Raw genomic sequence first — 16,466 nt, 5'->3', positions numbered from 1 at the left:
GCCCCGACGGCAAGATCGGGGCCCGTTGGCAGATCTATTTCAGGCTACTGCGCCTGGTAAATCTGGTCGAACACGCCACCGTCATTGAAGAACTTCGGCTGGGCGGTTTTCCAGCCGCCGAAGTCCTTGTCGATGGTCACCAGTTCCAGGGTCGGGAACTGTTTGGCGTACTTGGCGGCTACGTCCTTGTCACGTGGACGATAGAAGTTTTTCGCCGCAATTTCCTGGCCGGCCGGGCTGTACAGGTGCTTGAGGTACGCTTCGGCGATTTCGGTGTTGCCCTTTTTCTCGGCGTTCTTGTCGACCACGGCCACCGGTGGCTCGGCAAGGATCGACAGCGAAGGCACGACGATGTCGAACTTGTCGGCGCCGCCGTCTTCTTTCAAGGCCAGGAAAGCTTCGTTTTCCCAGGCCAGCAACACGTCGCCCTGGCCGTTGTTGACGAAGGTGATGGTCGAACCGCGAGCACCGGTGTCCAGCACAGGCACGTGCTTGAACAGGGTCTGCACATACTCTTTGGCCTTGGCTTCGTTACCGCCATTGGCTTTCAGGCCATAGGCCCAGGCCGCGAGGAAGTTCCAGCGTGCACCGCCGGAGGTTTTCGGGTTCGGCGTGATGACTTCCACGCCATTCTTGGTCAAGTCGCCCCAGTCCTTGATGCCTTTCGGGTTGCCCTTGCGCACCAGGAACACGATGGTCGAGGTGTAAGGCGTGCTCGCTTCCGGCAGACGCTTCTGCCAGTCAGCCGGCAGGCTCTTGCCGAGCTTGGCGATTTCGTCGATGTCACCGGCCAGGGCCAGGGTCACCACGTCGGCCCGCAGACCGTCGATCACCGCCCGGCCCTGCTTGCCTGAGCCACCGTGGGACTGCTGGATCTTCACGTTGTCGCCAGCGTGGTCTTTCTTCCAGAAGTTGATGAACTCGGCGTTGTAGTCCTGATACAGCTCACGGGTCGGGTCATACGACACGTTGAGCAGTTCGTAATCCTTGGCAACCGCGGAACCAGCAAAAAGGGCACTGGCCAGGGCGGCCAACGCAAAATGGCGAATCGACGACATGGTGAAAGCTCCTGGAATTCTTGGTGTGGTGGCTTTTTCTTATGGTCTGGAACGGGTTGCCTGACTCAAGGATCGAAGCCTTCGACGCTCCCGTAGGAGCCGCCGAAGGCTGCGATCTTTTGATCTTTGCTTCAGCTCGACTTGTTGCCCGGATGCTGCAAACGGAATTTCTCTTTGCGTTCGATCTGTACCACCTGGGCGTTGTGCACGGTGATTTCCACCGCGCCAAAGCGCAGATCGCGCAACGCGCTCTGGATCTCACGCAAAATGGTAGCTTCGTCCTGCCCGTCAACACTGCGTAGGGATGCGCTCATGGTGCTGCTCCTTTAATGAGATATGCCTGGCAGTGGCGGGCACTGCGTACGGCGTGAGAGCAATAGTAGATAGGCGCAGATATTCTTAAAAATACTATTTAAGAATGTTTATATAACCAAAATGAATTATTTGATGGGGCAAGGGATTGCGGGGGATCTACTATTTTCAGGGCCACACAAAACCCTGTGGCGAGGGGGCTTGCCCCCCGCTGGGTCGCCGTAGCGGCCCCAAATTTTTGCGTCTGCTGCGCAGCCGAACGGGGCGGTGCGGCGTTCCGACAAGCCCCCTCGCCACAAGAAGCAGTTCAGGCACTCATCCAATCACCGGCGCCCGAACCCAATCCAAGGACGCCGCCGGTACAGGTCGCCCAAACCAGTACCCCTGCCCCAGATCGCAATCGTGCTCGAGCAGGAAAGCCGCCTGCTCGACCTGCTCGATCCCCTCGGCATGCACCTGCATTCCCATGCTTTGCGCCAACGCAACGATCACCCGCGCGATCGCCGCGTCATCCTCATCACCCGGCAAGCCTGCGACGAATCCCTGATCGATCTTGAGTTTTTGCACCGGTAAACGCTTGAGTCGCAGCAACGACGAATAGCCCGTGCCGAAGTCATCGATGGCCAACCGCACGCCCAACTCACGCAAGCGATGCATCTGCTCCAGCGCCACTTCCGGATCCTCCATCACCGCGCTTTCGGTGACTTCCAGCTCCAGATACGCCGGATCCAGCCCGGTGTCGTGGAGCACCTGAGCCACCTGTTGGTACAACTCACGGCGAGCGAACAGGCGCGAAGAAACGTTCACCGCAACAAACGACAACACCACGCCCCCGGCTTGCCACTGGCACATTTGCTGACAGGCCTGGCGCATGACCCAGGCATCGATCTCGGCAATCAACCCGGTGCGTTCGGCAATGGGGATGAACTCAGCCGGTGACACCAGTCCGCGCTGTGGATGCTCCCAGCGCACCAGGGCCTCAACGCCAATCAGACGACTGGTCTTGAGGTCGTGCACGGGTTGGTAATAAACCCGCAACTCCTGCTGTTCCAGTGCTCGGCGCAACTCGAACGCAATCTCGACACGTTGCTGGGCATGCGCGGTCAGCTCTTCGGTGTAGAGGGCATAGCTGTCGCGACCGGCGCTCTTGGCCTTGAACAGTGCCGAGTCGGCATTGCGCAACAGTTGCTCGGCGCTCAACGCATCGCTGGGGAACAGGCTGATGCCGACACTGGCGTTGATGAACAACGAATGCCCGTCAATCTGAAACCGCTCCTTGAGACCATCGATGACCCGCTGGGCCAGCGCCGCGGCATGCCCCGGTTGCGGGCAATTTTCAGCCAATAGGGCAAATTCGTCGCCACTGAGCCGCGCCAGGGTGATGCCCGGGCCGAACAAGGTATTCAGACGCTCAGCCACGCCCTTGAGCAATTGATCACCAACACTGTGACCGAGGCTGTCGTTGATCAATTTGAAGTGATCGAGGTCGATCATCAGCAACGCACAACCGCGCTTATGGGCCTGCGCCGAGGCCACAGCCTGCCCGGCACGGTCGGTAAACAGCAGGCGATTGGGCAGATCGGTCAGTGGATCGTGGTGGGCCAGGCGCGTCAGTTCATGCTCGGAGTTCTTGATCGCACTGATGTCGGAAAACACCGCAACGTACTGGCTGAGCCGCCCCTGATCGTCATGAACGAGGCGGATCGTCTGCCATTGCGGGTAAATCTCGCCGCTTTTGCGACGATTCCAGATTTCCCCGCTCCACTCACCCAGGCTTTCGAGTGTCGCGAACATCGCCTGGTAGAAACCCGGCGGGTGATGGCCCGACTTGAACATGCTCGGTCGCTGACCCAACACTTCCTCACACTGGTAGCCGGTGATTTCCATGAACGCCCGGTTCACATGGACGATCAGCCCGTTGCTGTTGGTGACCAGTACCCCTTCGCGGGTGCAATCGAACACCGCGGCCGCCTGTCGCAAACGCTCCCGGTCGGCATTACGTTCCAGCAATTTGGCGCCGACGCCCAGGCAGCGAAACAAACGTGCACGCGCGATGAAAATCAGCCCGGCACTGAAGGCCACCCAGGCATAACCGTTGATCAGTTGCCAGCGCAGCAGGTCGGTGGAGTTATCGAAGAAACTGTTCAATAAATAACCACTGAACTGAAGCCAGACTACGGAAAGCACCAGGTAAAGTAGCGCTGCACGCAAGGCATCGCGATATGTGGCTGACATTCGAGCGTCCATGTCCCTACAAAAAAGGCTGGAATTATAGATTAAAGAAACATCCCGCCACTCTTATCTGAAAGGGCGACTGGTTTTATCTGTGGGCTAAGTGATAATGCGACGGCTGTTTTTTTCTTTATCGAGGGTCCTATAGGCTATGTGGTACGAAGGTTTTCTTGGCTTATCGCCCTGGTCACTGGTGGCAGTCACCCTGCTGATGACCCACGTCACGATCGTCGGCGTCACGGTCTATCTGCATCGCTATTCAGCCCATCGCTCACTTGAGCTCAATGCCGGCCTGAAACATTTCTTCCGCTTCTGGCTGTGGTTGACCACGGCGCAGAACACCCGCGAGTGGACAGCTATCCACCGCAAGCATCACGCCAAATGCGAAACCGTCGATGACCCGCACAGCCCGGTCATCAAGGGCTTGTCCACCGTTCTGCGCAAAGGCGCCGAGCTGTACCGCGCCGAAGCGGAAAACCCCGAGACCCTGCGCATCTACGGCAAGAACTGCCCCGAAGACTGGATCGAACGCAACCTCTACAGCCGTTTCCCGCTGCTGGGCGTGGCCATCATGGGCGTCATCGACCTGCTGCTGTTCGGCACCATCGGCATCACCATCTGGGCCATCCAGATGATGTGGATCCCGGTCTGGGCCGCCGGCGTGGTCAATGGCCTGGGCCATGCCATCGGCTACCGCAACTTCGAATGCCGCGATGCGGCGACCAATCTGGTGCCCTGGGGCATCCTGATCGGCGGCGAAGAACTGCATAACAACCATCACACCTACCCTAACTCGGCCAAACTGTCGGTGAAGAAGTGGGAATTCGACCTCGGCTGGGCCTGGATCCAGGTCTTCAGCTTCCTGCGCCTGGCCAAGGTCCAGCGGGTTGCGCCGATCGCCCACCGTGTCGAAGGCAAAGGCAACCTGGACATGGACACCGCCATGGCGATCCTCAACAACCGCTTCCAGATCATGGCCCAGTACCGCAAGCTGGTAATCGCGCCGCTGGTCAAGCAAGAGCTGGAAAAGGTCGATCACTCGGTCCGCCACCAGTTCCACCGGGCCAAACGCCTGCTCTCGCGGGAAACCAGCCTGCTGGACGACAAGCACCACCTGCGCATCCAGACCATGCTCGAGCACAGCCAGGCGCTGAAGGTAATTTACGAGAAACGCCTGGCCTTGCAGCAGATCTGGGTCAAGACCAGCTCAAATGGTCACGACATGCTGGCCGCCATCAAGGATTGGGTACACGAGGCCGAGGCCAGCGGGATTCAATCCCTGCGCGACTTCGCCGACCAACTGAAAACCTACTCCCTGCGCCCTGCCGCTGCCTGACGCCGTTGATCGGTGCGCCCCGTTCGCGGGCGCACCCTTCGGAACTTCGCCCCAAATCTCCTATCTCAAAGACACTTCGCCACCCCGGCGGGCTTTGTGTTGGCCGCTGTCGAATTAGCGGCACACCCTTTGAGACTTGTGCCGATGGTCAATAAAAACCTACAAGACACATCCCTTCCACAGTGGCCCGAGGCCGCGCAAACGCTGATGGCGCTGATGCATGCGCAGGGTGAAGTGGCGCGCCTGAGCGAACGCGAACAGCTGTTCAGCTCGCTGCTGGTCAGCGTCAACGCCGTGCTTTGGGCATTCAACTGGGAAACCCGTCAGGTGCTCTACGTCAGCCCGGCCTATGACCGGATCTTCGGCCGCCCCGCCGGCCTGTTGCTGTCCGACTACAACCACTGGCGTGACAGTGTTTATCCCGACGATCTGGACTACGCCGAGCGCAGCCTGGCGCAAGTGCTGGTCAACGGCGCCGTTGAAGACCGCGAATACCGCATCATCGCCGCCGACGGCCAAGTGCGCTGGCTCAGCGACAAGTGCTTCATCAACCGCCAGGCCGAACCGGGCCAGCCAGTGATCATCGTCGGCATTGCCGAAGACATCACCGAAAAGAAGCAGATGGAAACCGAGCTCCACCGCCTGGCCACCACCGACGTACTGACCCAAAGCAGCAACCGCCGACACTTCTTCGAATGTGCCAATCACGAATTCGAGCAGGCACGCCAGCAAGGCAAGCCGCTGGCCTTCCTGCTGCTGGACATCGATGACTTTAAAGTGATCAACGACACCTACGGCCATCCGGAAGGCGACAAGGTGCTGCAACGCATCGCTGAGAGCGGTCGCGCGGCCCTGCGGCGTGGTGATCTGTTCGGGCGGATCGGCGGTGAGGAATTCGCCGCCGTGTTCCCCGGTTGTGCACCGGACATGGCCATGCAAGTGGCCGAGCGCCTGCACCGGGAGATTCAACGGTTGAGTTTCAGCCATGACGACCAGACGTTCGGCATCACCGTCAGCCAGGGCCTGACCAGCCTCACGCCCGAGGATGAAAACCTCGACAGCCTGTTCGCCCGCGCAGATGCGGCGATGTACCAGGCCAAGCGCCAGGGCAAGAACCGGATAATCTCCAGCTGAGAACTGTCTGGCACTGAAGCCACAGAGCCTCGCTCCTACAAGATTGGCGTCTGGCTTATTTTTTGCGCAAGCGCATCAGCTCCGGCAATCCGATCTTGAGCAACCGCGCCGTGCGGCTCTTGGCCAATGCCTCGATCCCCTCATGCTCGGTCAGGCGCGCCAGTTGCGCGGCCATGTTCATCACCAGCGCTTCGCGGGAGTAAACCCCGCCACCGAGCTGATAAACCGCCGCAATCAGCTCACGCAGCTCCAGCGGCAGCCGCCAGCGGGTGCGCAGCGCCGAACCGTAGGCCGCGCCGAATTCGGCCAGGGCATCGCCGACTTCCTCCCATTCATCCAGCTCACCACCGGCCTGCTTCCACTCCTGCAAACAGCGCAGCAACGCCAGGTCGCCAAGGCGATGCAGCATGCCCGCGCAATAACAGCGCTCCTGATCCAGATCCAGCAAGCGCGCCAGCGTTCGCGCGTATTCAGCGGTGTGCAGGGACAGTTCCCAATAGCGCTCGGCATAGTCCGCCAGTTGCGAATCATTGAGCCGGGCACTGCGTTTGAGGGCAAGCCCCAGAATCAGGTTCATGCTTTGCCCGGTGCCCAAGCGATGCAGCGCCTGGGACAGGGTTTGCACGGCGGCGCCATGATGCTGGGCCGCGCTGTTGGCGGCGGCAATCAGCACGGCGGTGACTTGCGGGTCGGTGCGGATTTCGTCTTCCAGCCGCGTCAGGTCGAGGCCATCGGGATTGAGGCTACGCTTGATCGCCACCTGCACGTCGGTCATCAGCGGTGCACCGTCCGCCAGTTCACGCCGCCGTTCCAGATACACCGACAAGGTCATGCCCGGCGCCAATGACGGCACCTCGCAAGACACCTCTTCACCAGCGTTCAACAGCAAATCCTGCAGACGCTGGGTCAGGTTTTCCATGTCCAGGGGTTTGGTCAGGTACGCCGTGGGCGCCAGAGGCAAAGCTTCACGCACGCTGGCGCTGTCGTTGCGGCTACTCATCAGAATGAACGGCAACGGCGGATTACGTTTGCGCTGACGAACGCTGCGCAAGACACTCAGGCCATCGACGCCGGGCAACTCCCAGTCGACGATCACCAGGTCATAAGGATTTTCCGCCAACAGCTGCAGCGTTTCCTGGCCATCGGCACACAGGTCCAGCCGCGCATCGCAGCGCACATTCAACAACACCTGCTTGAGCAGGTCGCGGGACCAAGGGTCCGCCTCGGCAATCAGCACTCGCGGTACAGCGGGTAATACCACAGCAGTCATCTGCACACTCCAACGGCAATGCTTGCACCTTAGTCAATGCTGGCCATTCGATACAGCCCAATTGCTCCTGATGTGTTTCAAGGGACATAAAAAAACCCGCCGAAGCGGGTTTTTTGTCGATCAGTTCACAAACGGATCAGAGCTCGGCGAAGCACTCTTCGATGATCGCCAGGCCTTTGTCCAGTTGCTCGTCCGGCGCGGTCAGCGGTACCAGCACGCGCAGAACGTTGCCGTAGGTGCCGCACGACAGCAGGATCAGGCCCTTGTCGCGAGCCTTGGCCACAACGGCGGCTACAGCAGCCGGGTTCGGCTTGTGGCTGTCGCCGTTTTCAAACAGCTCGACAGCGATCATCGCACCCAGGGCACGCACGTCGCCGATCACCGGGTATTTGGCCTGAATGGCTTTCAGACCAGTCACCAGACGCTCGCCAACCGCTTTGCAACGGTCCAGCAGGTGCTCTTCTTCGAACACTTCCATCACGGCCAGGGCCGCGGCGCAAGCGATCGGGCTACCGGCGTAAGTGCCGCCCAGGCCGCCTGGAGCGATGGCGTCCATGTATTCGGCTTTGCCACACACACCGGCCAGCGGGAAGCCGCCAGCGATGGATTTGGCGAAGGTGGTCAGGTCGGCGGCAACACCCATCTGTTCCATGGCGAAGAAGGTGCCGGTACGGCCAGCGCCCGTCTGCACTTCGTCAGCGATCAACAGAATGCCGTGCTGGTCGCACAAAGCGCGCAGACGCTTCATGAACTCTTTAGGCGCGACGTAGAAACCGCCTTCGCCCTGCACCGGCTCGATGATGATCGCAGCGATGTCACGCGGCTCAGCGTCGTTCTTGAAGATGCGCTCGATGCTGGCGATCGAATCGTCGATGCTCACACCGTGCAGTTCGTTCGGATACAGCGCGCGGAAGATGCCGCCTGGCATCAGGCCCATGCCGGCCGAGTAAGGCACGACTTTACCGGTCAGGCCCAGGGTCATCATGGTGCGACCGTGGTAAGCGCCGGTGAACGCGATCACGCCGGCACGGCCAGTGGCGGCGCGGGCGATCTTGATGGAGTTTTCCACGGCTTCGGAGCCGGTGGTCACCAGCAGGGTTTTCTTGGCGAAATCACCTGGCACCTTGGCGTTGATTTTTTCGCACACTTCCACGTACGGCTCGTAGGCCAGCACCTGGAAGCAGGTGTGGGTCAGCTTGTTCAGTTGTTCGGTGACGGCGGCGATGATTTTCGGGTGCACGTGACCGGTGTTCAGCACGGCGATACCGCCGGCGAAGTCGATGAACTCACGACCTTCAACGTCGGTAACGGTAGCGTTCTTCGCGGAATCGGCGAAGATCGGGTGAATCTGGCCAACACCACGGGGTACAGCAGCGGTGCGGCGGGCCATCAAATCAGCGTTAGTCTTGCTCATACATTCCTCATTCGCCGCTCATCGGTCGGCGTGGTTCAAGGATTAAGCGGCGGGGAAGCAACTACGGCAGCATGCGATGATCGACTGCCACAGCGTTCCCGGCCACAGAGAAAATTCCGTTTGAAGCGCGCAAAGGGACAGCGCTCTCGTGCCCTTTGCGTTTGAAGCAATGCCTTGCCGGGCTTATCCCTTCGGGCTTAGATGCCCAGGCAGAGGTATTTGATTTCCAGGTAATCTTCGATGCCGTACTTGGAGCCTTCACGGCCCAGGCCCGACGCCTTGATGCCGCCGAACGGCGCGACTTCGTTGGAGATCAACCCGGTGTTGACGCCGACCATGCCGTATTCCAGGGCTTCAGCCACACGGAACACACGGCCCAGGTCACGCGCATAGAAGTACGAGGCCAGACCGAACTCGGTGTCGTTGGACATCGCAATCACGTCGGCTTCGTCTTTGAAGCGGAACAGTGGCGCCAACGGACCGAAGGTTTCTTCCTTGGCCACGGCAGCGTTGTTCGGCACGTTGGTCAGGATGGTCGGCTCGAAGAAGTTGCCTTGCATGCTCTTGCCACCCGCCAGCACGGTAGCGCCTTTGCCGACAGCGTCAGCAATGTGCTCTTGAACCTTGGCCACGGCTTTTTCGTCGATCAGTGGGCCAGTGGTGGTGCCGTCTTCCAGACCGTTGCCGATCTTGAGTTTGGCCACGGCGACTTTCAGCTTCTCGGCGAACGCGTCGTAGACCGAATCCTGAATGTACAGACGGTTGGCGCAGACGCAGGTCTGGCCGTTGTTGCGGTACTTGGAAATGATCGCGCCTTCGACGGCCTTATCCAGGTCCGCGTCGTCGAACACGATGAACGGCGCGTTGCCGCCCAGTTCCAGCGAGACTTTCTTGATGTCCTTGGCGCACTCGGTCATCAGCTGACGACCGATTTCGGTCGAACCGGTGAACGACAGCTTGCGCACGATCGGGTTGCCGGTCAGCTCGCTGCCGATGTCGCCAGCGCTGCCGGTCACCACACTGAACACGCCGTTCGGAATACCGGCACGCTGAGCCAGTTCAGCCAGAGCGAATGCAGAGAACGGAGTTTGCGATGCAGGCTTGAGCACCATGGTGCAACCGGCGGCCAGGGCCGGGCCGGCTTTACGGGTGATCATCGCGGCCGGGAAGTTCCACGGGGTGATCGCAGCGGTCACACCGATCGGCTGCTTGATCACGATCAGGCGCTTGTCTGGCTGGTGGCCCGGAATCACGTCACCGTAGACGCGCTTGGCTTCTTCGGCGAACCACTCGATAAAGGAAGCGGCGTAAACGATCTCGCCCTTGGCTTCAGCCAATGGCTTGCCCTGCTCCAGAGTCATCAGGCGAGCCAGGTCGTCCTGGTTCTCGATGATCAGCTCGAACCAGCGACGCAGCTTGTTCGCGCGCTCCTTGGCGGTCAGTCCACGCCAGGCCGGCAGCGCCTTGTCAGCGGCTTCAATCGCACGGCGGGTTTCGGCAGCGCCCATTTTCGGCACAGTACCCAGAATTTCGCCCGTTGCCGGGTTATTGACCTTGATCGTCTGACCGTTGTCCGCATCGACCCAAGCGCCATCGATAAAGGCTTGCTGGCGGAACAACTGGGTGTCTTTAAGCTGCATGTCGGCTTTCCTTAACAGCACCGCGGCCAGCGCGGAGCGAATTATGATTGTAGAAAGGCGCCTTATAGGCTGCCGTCAGGGAAATCATTCACCGGGCTGAAGCACATAAATAGCGCACTGATCGAACTCGTGCGGTTCAGCACCCAGACAAGAGCGTTTGAAATCTCAAACGAATCCTAGGATCAAAGGGGGTAAAGGACAATAGGCTGTTCGAAAAAAAGAACGAAAACGCCGCATTTGCCTATTTTTTCTGATCAGCGTAGCAATCGTAGGTTACGCATTGGAAAAACGCAGACGATTCAGCAGCATGGACGCCCGCAGCGCATATGAGTATCATGGCGCCCGCATTGCACCAGTAGCTCAGCTGGATAGAGTACTGCCCTCCGAAGGCAGGGGTCGTGGGTTCGAATCCCGCCTGGTGCACCATATGTAGAAACGAGAAAGCCTCAGGTCTTAGGGTCTGGGGCTTTTTTGTGGGTAAGCCATTTTCAATGGTTTGGGTCTAGTGATCAGCGCTGCCTGATTCGAATAGACGTCCAACGTCCCTTGCGGCATGCAGGACACGCTCAATCTGAACATCGCCCTCGAAAAGACTATAAAAGATCAAATATCGGCCGTGGGAAATCATTCGCAGCCCTCTGGCATAGTCATCTCGGGGAATACCTTGATTAGGCTGATCCAGCAGCCGAGCACAGCACACTCGTAGCTCACCAACAAAAGTCCGAGCTCGACCCGGATTGTCACGGGCAATGTAGCGGGCGATTTGCTGCAGATCCTCTCGTGCCAGTGCGGAGAAAAACAGTTGTCTCATGGGCGCTTCTGCTCTGCTTCGACCTCATCAATGAGCGCATCAAGCTCGGCAAACACGGTATCGGCAGCAATAGCCGGACGTGGGTCATTGCGGCTGGTCGCAATAGCTACACATATTTCTGCGGCTCGTAATCTATCCAGGAGCTGCTGATAAGCGGCGTGCGGCAAAAGGTAGGCAGCAGGACGATTGTGGTTGAGAACGGCAACTGGCTCTGAGCCTGCTTGCTCAATCACAGTACTTGGGCTGCGTTTCAGCTCGGTAATACTGACCGACCGACTCGCAAGTAATTGCTCCATGACGGCTCCAAAGGTACAAAAAATAGTACCTTATAGTGCTCGATTTTCCGAACAACGGTCAACGTGCAACTGACCGGGGCCATCTGCCCCACAAAAAACCATCGAAACGGGTTTCCTTTGCTGTCGTTAAATCGAGATTCGCTAGTCAAATGACCGGCAAATGAGCGGCACGAACAAAGGCGGCTGAAACCGCACCTTGGCCAGTTGCTGTGGCGCAGGCGTCCGACCTGTTGTTCCTGGCCAAGTCGTTTGCTGAGGATGCAGCCTACGCAAAAGACACCGATCGCCACGCGTGGGCCGCGCATTATCTGACTGCGATGAGTAAGGCAGTGATTGATGATGTGGTGAAAGTGTTGACGCAACCACCGCAGACGGCGACGCAACAAGCCGCAGAATAGCGGCAACTCACCCTTTAAATGCGCCCCGATTATTCGGGGCCTCCAAAATTGCGTGTAGATGCTGACTTCTGCCGTCCTACCACTCATGCAACTGCATAACCGTGCAATAGCAGTGGTCAGGCATGCGCTCGATCTTCGTCAGAGCTTGGCGCAAGTTTCCAGATAATCAGTGACGGCCTCTTCAAATGCGTTTCGAAGTTCCTGTACCGACTCGCCATGAAACCCAACGACATCTCTAATACCAGCGATATGGCCGACAAACAGGCCGTCTTCCTCGCTGTATTCAATTCGGGCAGCATAGCCTTTGTAATTCGTTACGTTCATGGGGTGACTCCTGCTTGTTCAAGGAAAGCCCGCGCACCACGAACCTGGTAGGACTTTGCTTTTTTGTCCGGGTGTGGTCGATGAAAGGTGCCGACCACACCGTTGAGCTCAAAACGTACCCGGAACCCAACATGATTGGTAAGGCGGAAAAATCCCAGGCAATAAAAAACCCCTGAGCAGTCTCAGCACCGAAGCGCATCAACCGACAGGGGCCATCAACATTTCTTTAATGGCAAAAAACCGCCAAAGCGGTTTTCTCATTCTGTCGTCCAGTCAAACTCGTCGTACTCATCATCGTCTTCTTCGTCCTCGATCAACTCATCATCAAGAACGTCTTCCTCAAGATCATCTTCTGCCTGCTTCGCCAGAAGAAACTCCTTACGACTCTCAGTCACTGCTCGCCTTAATTCCTCACCCTTCACCGGGCAGTTGAGCATTTGGGCGATGCGGTCGATTTTTTGGGCCACGGCATCCTCCAACGCATCGGCTATGGGCTGATAGTGCGCGCTTTCGGGTGTCGATGCCAAATCGGCGACCGCTGTTCAGCTCATTTTTCCTGCAAATCCTTGAGTCTGGCTGCCAGATTTTCATTGGGAAAGCGCTTGTGCAATGTCGTCATTAGCGCCTCGGCGGCTTGGGTTTGTCCGGCGTCTTGCAGGCGTATCACCTCACGTAATTGATCATCCAGTGACTTAACCGGCGCGGCGGCGCGTTTGCTGAATTTTGCTTCGTCGGCCATTTCGCTGTTGATCGACTCTCGTTGCATCGGTGCAGAAAACTCCGCCATCGGCGCAGCCGGTGCGGGAGCGGACAAAGCCTCGGCCGGTGCGGCCTGGGAGCGCGCTGCGGCTTCCGGCTTGGCGAGCGGTGCGGAGGCTTTGGGCGCAGGTGCGAAGTCGTATCTCGGCAGTTGCTCGGGCGTGCGTTGCACCAATGCCAGCATTAGCGCGACACCGACGAGGCTGGCGAATGCCACTTGCCAGCGGGGTTGTTGGCAGGCGCGGAGCCAGCGTTGCCACAGGTTCGGCTTCGGCGCGGGGGCTTCTCGGTGGGCGGCGGCGAGGATGAAGGCGTCGAGGTGCGCCGGTGGTTCGCCGCTGCTGTGATCGCGAAAATGCTTGAGCATTTCATCGTCGGGCGATGACGGTGTTTGTTTGGCGTCAGTCATGTCAGTACCTCCTCGGCCAGCAGCCGACGCAGTTTTTGCTGGGCGTAGCGCAAGCGGCTTTTAACGGTTTCCAGCGGTGTTTCGGTGAGGGTGGCGATCTGCGGCAGGTCGAGGTCGCCGTGGGCGCGCAGCAGGAACACTTCGCGCTGGTCGGCGGGCAGGGTTTGCAGAGCGGTTTCGAGGCGTTGACCGTCGCGGCTCAGGCTCAGCAGTTGTTCAGGGTCGGCTGCGTCGTCGATCAGGGCGTGGGCCTGTTCGTCGTAGCTGTCGTGCAAGGGGTTGTGAATGCCATGTTTGCGCCAGTGATCGATCAGTCGGTTGCGGGCAATCTGGTAGAGCCAGGTACGAAAGTTCGCCCGGCCTTGTGGCTGACTGGTGCTGCGGATCAGGCTCAGCCAGGTTTCCTGGTACACCTCTTCGGCCAGTTCGGGTTTGCCGCTGAGGCCGAGGAGGAATCGATACAGGCCCTGGCGGTGGCGAGCGTACAAAACTTCGAATGCCGGCCCGTCGCCAGAGCGGTAGCGCGCCAGCAGCGATTCATCGCTGCTGGCGGTTGAGCTGATTGCAGGATCGGACATGTCAGCTTTCACTCTATCCGGTTGTCGTTGGGCGGTTGATTGGAGGCGGTGGAGGCTCGCAGGCTCTGCGCCAACTCCACCAATTGCACGAACTCACCGCGCAGGCCAAACGGGTCATCAGCCCGTGCGCCACGGGCCAGGGCTTCGGTGTCTTTCAGGCTGAAATTACCGGTGTAACGCCCATCCTTGAGCTGCTGGGAAAACGCAGCGACGGCGGCGGCAAAGCGCAGGTCATCGCTGGCGGCCGAGATTTTACCGGTCTCACTCTTCAGGATTGGTCGTTCGATCAAGCGACTGTTCCCACCTTCCGGCAACTGATAACGCACCCGCAGCATCGCCAATTCTCCGGTTTTTGCGGAAACTTCTGCCCCGGAATTGCCGTAGCGCAACGGTTCCAGCCAGCCCTTCTCGCCCTTGGGCACAATTTCGTACAGCGCGGTCACCGTGTGCCCTGCGCCGATTTCTCCGGCGTCGACTTTGTCGTTGCTGAAATCCTCACGCTTCAAGGCGCGGTTCTCATAACCCAACAGCCGATATTCGCTGACCTGAGCCGGGTTGAACTCCACCTGCAGCTTCACGTTTTTCGCCACTACTGCGAGGGTTGAGCCGAGTTGATCTACCAGCACTTTGCGCGCTTCGCGCAGGTTGTCGATGTAGGCGTAGTTACCGTCGCCGGCGTCGGCCAGTTGTTCCATCAGGTGTTCATTGTAGTTATCCACACCAAAACCCAGGGTGGTCAGGGACACGCCAGTCTTGCGTTTATCCACAGCCATTTGCTTGAGGCTGTCGAAGTCGCTGATGCCGACGTTGAAGTCACCGTCGGTGGCTAGCAGGATGCGGTTGATGCCTTTGGGGATAAACGCCTGTTGCGCCATTTGGTAAGCCAGTTCGATACCCGACGCGCCGGCCGTCGAACCGCCCGCCGTCAATTGCTCGATGGCGGTACGAATTTTCGCTTTTTCCCGTCCGGAAGTCGGCTCCAGCACCACACGGGATTCTCCGGCGTAGACCACCAGCGAAACCCGGTCCTGCTCGCGCAATTGATCGACCAGCAATTTCAGGGTGCTTTTGACCAGAGGCAGGCCTTCGCGACGGTCCATGGAACCGGACACGTCCACCAGAAATACCAGGTTCGCTGGGGCCAGCGTCGCCACCGCGCGATCGGAGGCCTTGATGCCGATACGCAGCAATCGGGTATGCGGGTTCCAGGGTGACGGCGCCAGTTCGGTGGTCACGCCAAATGGCGAGCCGTCGGTGGGCAAGGCGTAATCGTAGGGGAAGTAATTGACCATCTCTTCCAGCCGCACCGCCCCTTCCGGCGGTAAACGCCCCTGATTGAGCAAGCGCCGGACATTGGCGTACGCGCCGGTATCGACATCGGCGCTGAAGGTCGAGACCGGCGCTTCGGCCACGCTGTGAATCGGGTTATCGGCCAGCGCCTGATATTGCTCGCGCTGTTCATCCCGATAGCCCTGTGGATAAGCCTCACCGGCCGGCACTGGCGCGAAAGCGACCAACGGGCCAGGTCGTGCGCTGCGCTTGGCCATCGCGGTGTCCGCCATGGCCGCTTCGCGCACCAATGCTTCGGTTTTCGGCGCATTTTGAGCTGGGGGCGCAACCGCTGCCGGGTTGCCCGTCTCAGAGGCTGGTGTGGATGAACCGCCGCAGCCGGCAACGGCCAGCAGTAACCCGACGGCGAAACCCTGGGCGGCCGGGCGGAGGACATGCAGAGGAAGTGACATGGGGGCTGACCTCAGGAGGAAATTGACTCATTCATCCTCTGAGACGGACAGCCCGCCAGATTCGGGTTAAGCCGAAGTGAAAAGTCTTCAGCGGTGGTAACGCCGCACCACACTGCTGTTTTTCAGCACATGGCCTTTGATCTGGTCCATCAGCTGCGCGCGAGTCAGGCCGGCAGGCAGGGCTTCTGGCGCCAGGTCCAGGGCGTAGATCTGGATGATGTAGTGATGGATGCTGTCACCGATGGGCGGGCACGGGCCGATGTAGGTAGTGGTGCCTTTGATGTTGGTGCCACCCACGCCTTCGAGGGTGGATTTAGTGCCGACACCGGCCGGGATCTGCCGCGTCGTGGCCTTGATGCCGTAACGAATCCAGTGATCGACGCCCAGGCCTTTCTGGCCGTCCGGGTCGTGCATGACGATGGCGTAGCTGAGGGTGCCCTGGGGGCCGGCGTTCCAGCTCAGGGCCGGGGACTGGTTCTTGCCGCCGCAACCGCTGGCATCGCTGGCCTCCGCCGACGTGAACAGCCGATTGTCCGAAACGCCGGGGATGCTGAGGGTGAAACGCTCCTGGGCCTGCGCCGGCAATTGCACGCAAAGGGCGACTGCAACGGCCGCCAGCCAAGGGTTCAAAGAGGTCAATCGGGTCATACCGGAGCACCTTGTGCGGGGTGGGGCCGTCGTCGGCACGCAAACTATAGCCGGACCGTTCGTGCGGTGGCAGTGGGAATTGGCTGAACCTGGGAATAAGCGCCA

Annotated in this window: 15 protein-coding genes, 1 tRNA gene and 3 pseudogenes; 4 read left to right on the top strand and 15 right to left on the bottom strand. The window is 59.4% G+C overall.

Annotation, left to right across the window (positions count from 1 at the left end; genetic code table 11):
* Positions 1-44: 44 nt before the first annotated feature.
* The 3 genes from AC1RL4_RS15200 to dibA form a co-directional block, all read right to left on the bottom strand.
* On the bottom strand, positions 45-1,058 hold the full coding sequence (locus tag AC1RL4_RS15200) for a sulfate ABC transporter substrate-binding protein (protein WP_018929363.1): 1,014 nt from the start codon (positions 1,056-1,058) through the stop codon (positions 45-47).
* Between the two features lie 131 nt (positions 1,059-1,189).
* Positions 1,190-1,372 (bottom strand): sulfur starvation response protein OscA, encoded by a 183-nt coding sequence (gene oscA / locus AC1RL4_RS15195; protein ID WP_018929364.1) that lies wholly within the window; start codon positions 1,370-1,372, stop codon positions 1,190-1,192.
* 313 nt (positions 1,373-1,685) lie between these two features.
* Positions 1,686-3,605 (bottom strand): phosphodiesterase DibA, encoded by a 1,920-nt coding sequence (gene dibA, locus AC1RL4_RS15190; protein WP_230174038.1) that lies wholly within the window; start codon positions 3,603-3,605, stop codon positions 1,686-1,688.
* A 148-nt stretch (positions 3,606-3,753) separates the two neighbouring features.
* Here dibA and desA point away from each other — a divergent pair, with 148 nt between their 5' ends.
* Both desA and AC1RL4_RS15180 read left to right on the top strand, forming a co-directional pair.
* Positions 3,754-4,938, top strand: coding sequence for a delta-9 fatty acid desaturase DesA (gene desA / locus AC1RL4_RS15185; protein WP_019581700.1), 1,185 nt, complete (start codon positions 3,754-3,756; stop codon positions 4,936-4,938).
* A gap of 144 nt (positions 4,939-5,082) precedes the next feature.
* Positions 5,083-6,072, top strand: a complete 990-nt coding sequence (locus AC1RL4_RS15180; RefSeq protein ID WP_019581699.1) for a GGDEF domain-containing protein — start codon at positions 5,083-5,085, stop codon at positions 6,070-6,072.
* A 55-nt stretch (positions 6,073-6,127) separates the two neighbouring features.
* On the opposite strand, the gene AC1RL4_RS15175 is transcribed toward AC1RL4_RS15180, so the two are convergent.
* The 3 genes from AC1RL4_RS15175 to gabD form a co-directional block, all read right to left on the bottom strand.
* Positions 6,128-7,342, bottom strand: a complete 1,215-nt coding sequence (locus tag AC1RL4_RS15175) for a response regulator (protein WP_028939544.1) — start codon at positions 7,340-7,342, stop codon at positions 6,128-6,130.
* A gap of 136 nt (positions 7,343-7,478) precedes the next feature.
* On the bottom strand, positions 7,479-8,756 hold the full coding sequence (gabT, locus tag AC1RL4_RS15170) for a 4-aminobutyrate--2-oxoglutarate transaminase (RefSeq protein WP_019581697.1): 1,278 nt from the start codon (positions 8,754-8,756) through the stop codon (positions 7,479-7,481).
* 197 nt (positions 8,757-8,953) lie between these two features.
* Positions 8,954-10,396 carry an NADP-dependent succinate-semialdehyde dehydrogenase gene (gabD, locus tag AC1RL4_RS15165; RefSeq protein ID WP_008068633.1) on the bottom strand — a complete coding sequence of 481 codons (1,443 nt, stop codon included), beginning with the start codon at positions 10,394-10,396 and terminating at the stop codon, positions 8,954-8,956.
* 349 nt (positions 10,397-10,745) lie between these two features.
* On the opposite strand from gabD, the gene AC1RL4_RS15160 reads away from it, so the two are divergent.
* Positions 10,746-10,822, top strand: a tRNA-Arg gene (locus AC1RL4_RS15160).
* Between the two features lie 76 nt (positions 10,823-10,898).
* On the opposite strand, the gene AC1RL4_RS15155 is transcribed toward AC1RL4_RS15160, so the two are convergent.
* The gene (locus tag AC1RL4_RS15155) at positions 10,899-11,207 is read right to left on the bottom strand and encodes a type II toxin-antitoxin system RelE/ParE family toxin (RefSeq protein WP_081625773.1); all 309 of its coding nucleotides are present in this window, start codon (positions 11,205-11,207) and stop codon (positions 10,899-10,901) included.
* On the bottom strand, positions 11,204-11,503 hold the full coding sequence (locus AC1RL4_RS15150; RefSeq protein ID WP_019581695.1) for a type II toxin-antitoxin system prevent-host-death family antitoxin: 300 nt from the start codon (positions 11,501-11,503) through the stop codon (positions 11,204-11,206). The genes AC1RL4_RS15155 and AC1RL4_RS15150 overlap by 4 nt, the downstream gene beginning before the upstream one ends.
* 206 nt (positions 11,504-11,709) lie before the next feature.
* On the opposite strand from AC1RL4_RS15150, the pseudogene AC1RL4_RS15145 reads away from it, so the two are divergent.
* Positions 11,710-11,901 (top strand): annotated as a pseudogene (locus AC1RL4_RS15145) (DUF3077 domain-containing protein); the annotation flags it as partial.
* A 141-nt stretch (positions 11,902-12,042) separates the two neighbouring features.
* Here AC1RL4_RS15145 and AC1RL4_RS15140 read toward each other — a convergent pair.
* The 7 genes and pseudogenes from AC1RL4_RS15140 to AC1RL4_RS15110 form a co-directional block, all read right to left on the bottom strand.
* Positions 12,043-12,225, bottom strand: a pseudogene (locus tag AC1RL4_RS15140) (type II toxin-antitoxin system HicB family antitoxin); the annotation flags it as partial.
* Positions 12,222-12,353: pseudogene (locus AC1RL4_RS15135) on the bottom strand (type II toxin-antitoxin system HicA family toxin); the annotation flags it as partial. The pseudogenes AC1RL4_RS15140 and AC1RL4_RS15135, both read right to left, overlap by 4 nt.
* A 129-nt stretch (positions 12,354-12,482) precedes the next feature.
* A complete protein-coding gene (locus AC1RL4_RS15130) occupies positions 12,483-12,752 on the bottom strand; it encodes a hypothetical protein (RefSeq protein WP_219731001.1) in 270 nt (89 codons plus the stop codon).
* 20 nt (positions 12,753-12,772) lie between these two features.
* Entirely contained in the window at positions 12,773-13,393 is a 621-nt protein-coding gene (locus AC1RL4_RS15125) for a hypothetical protein (RefSeq protein ID WP_230174040.1), read from the bottom strand.
* A complete protein-coding gene (locus AC1RL4_RS15120; protein ID WP_230174042.1) occupies positions 13,390-13,971 on the bottom strand; it encodes an RNA polymerase sigma factor in 582 nt (193 codons plus the stop codon). Before AC1RL4_RS15120 ends, AC1RL4_RS15125 begins: the two co-directional genes overlap by 4 nt.
* An 8-nt stretch (positions 13,972-13,979) precedes the next feature.
* Complete coding sequence (locus tag AC1RL4_RS15115) at positions 13,980-15,713, bottom strand: vWA domain-containing protein (RefSeq protein ID WP_230174044.1); 1,734 nt, start codon at positions 15,711-15,713, stop codon at positions 13,980-13,982.
* An 87-nt stretch (positions 15,714-15,800) separates the two neighbouring features.
* The gene (locus AC1RL4_RS15110) at positions 15,801-16,361 is read right to left on the bottom strand and encodes a YbhB/YbcL family Raf kinase inhibitor-like protein (RefSeq protein WP_019581688.1); all 561 of its coding nucleotides are present in this window, start codon (positions 16,359-16,361) and stop codon (positions 15,801-15,803) included.
* Between the last annotated feature and the right edge of the window lie 105 nt (positions 16,362-16,466).

The organism is Pseudomonas sp. GW822-FHT07A10 (assembly GCF_058798795.1).
This window is presented reverse-complemented; position numbering and strand designations above follow the sequence as displayed.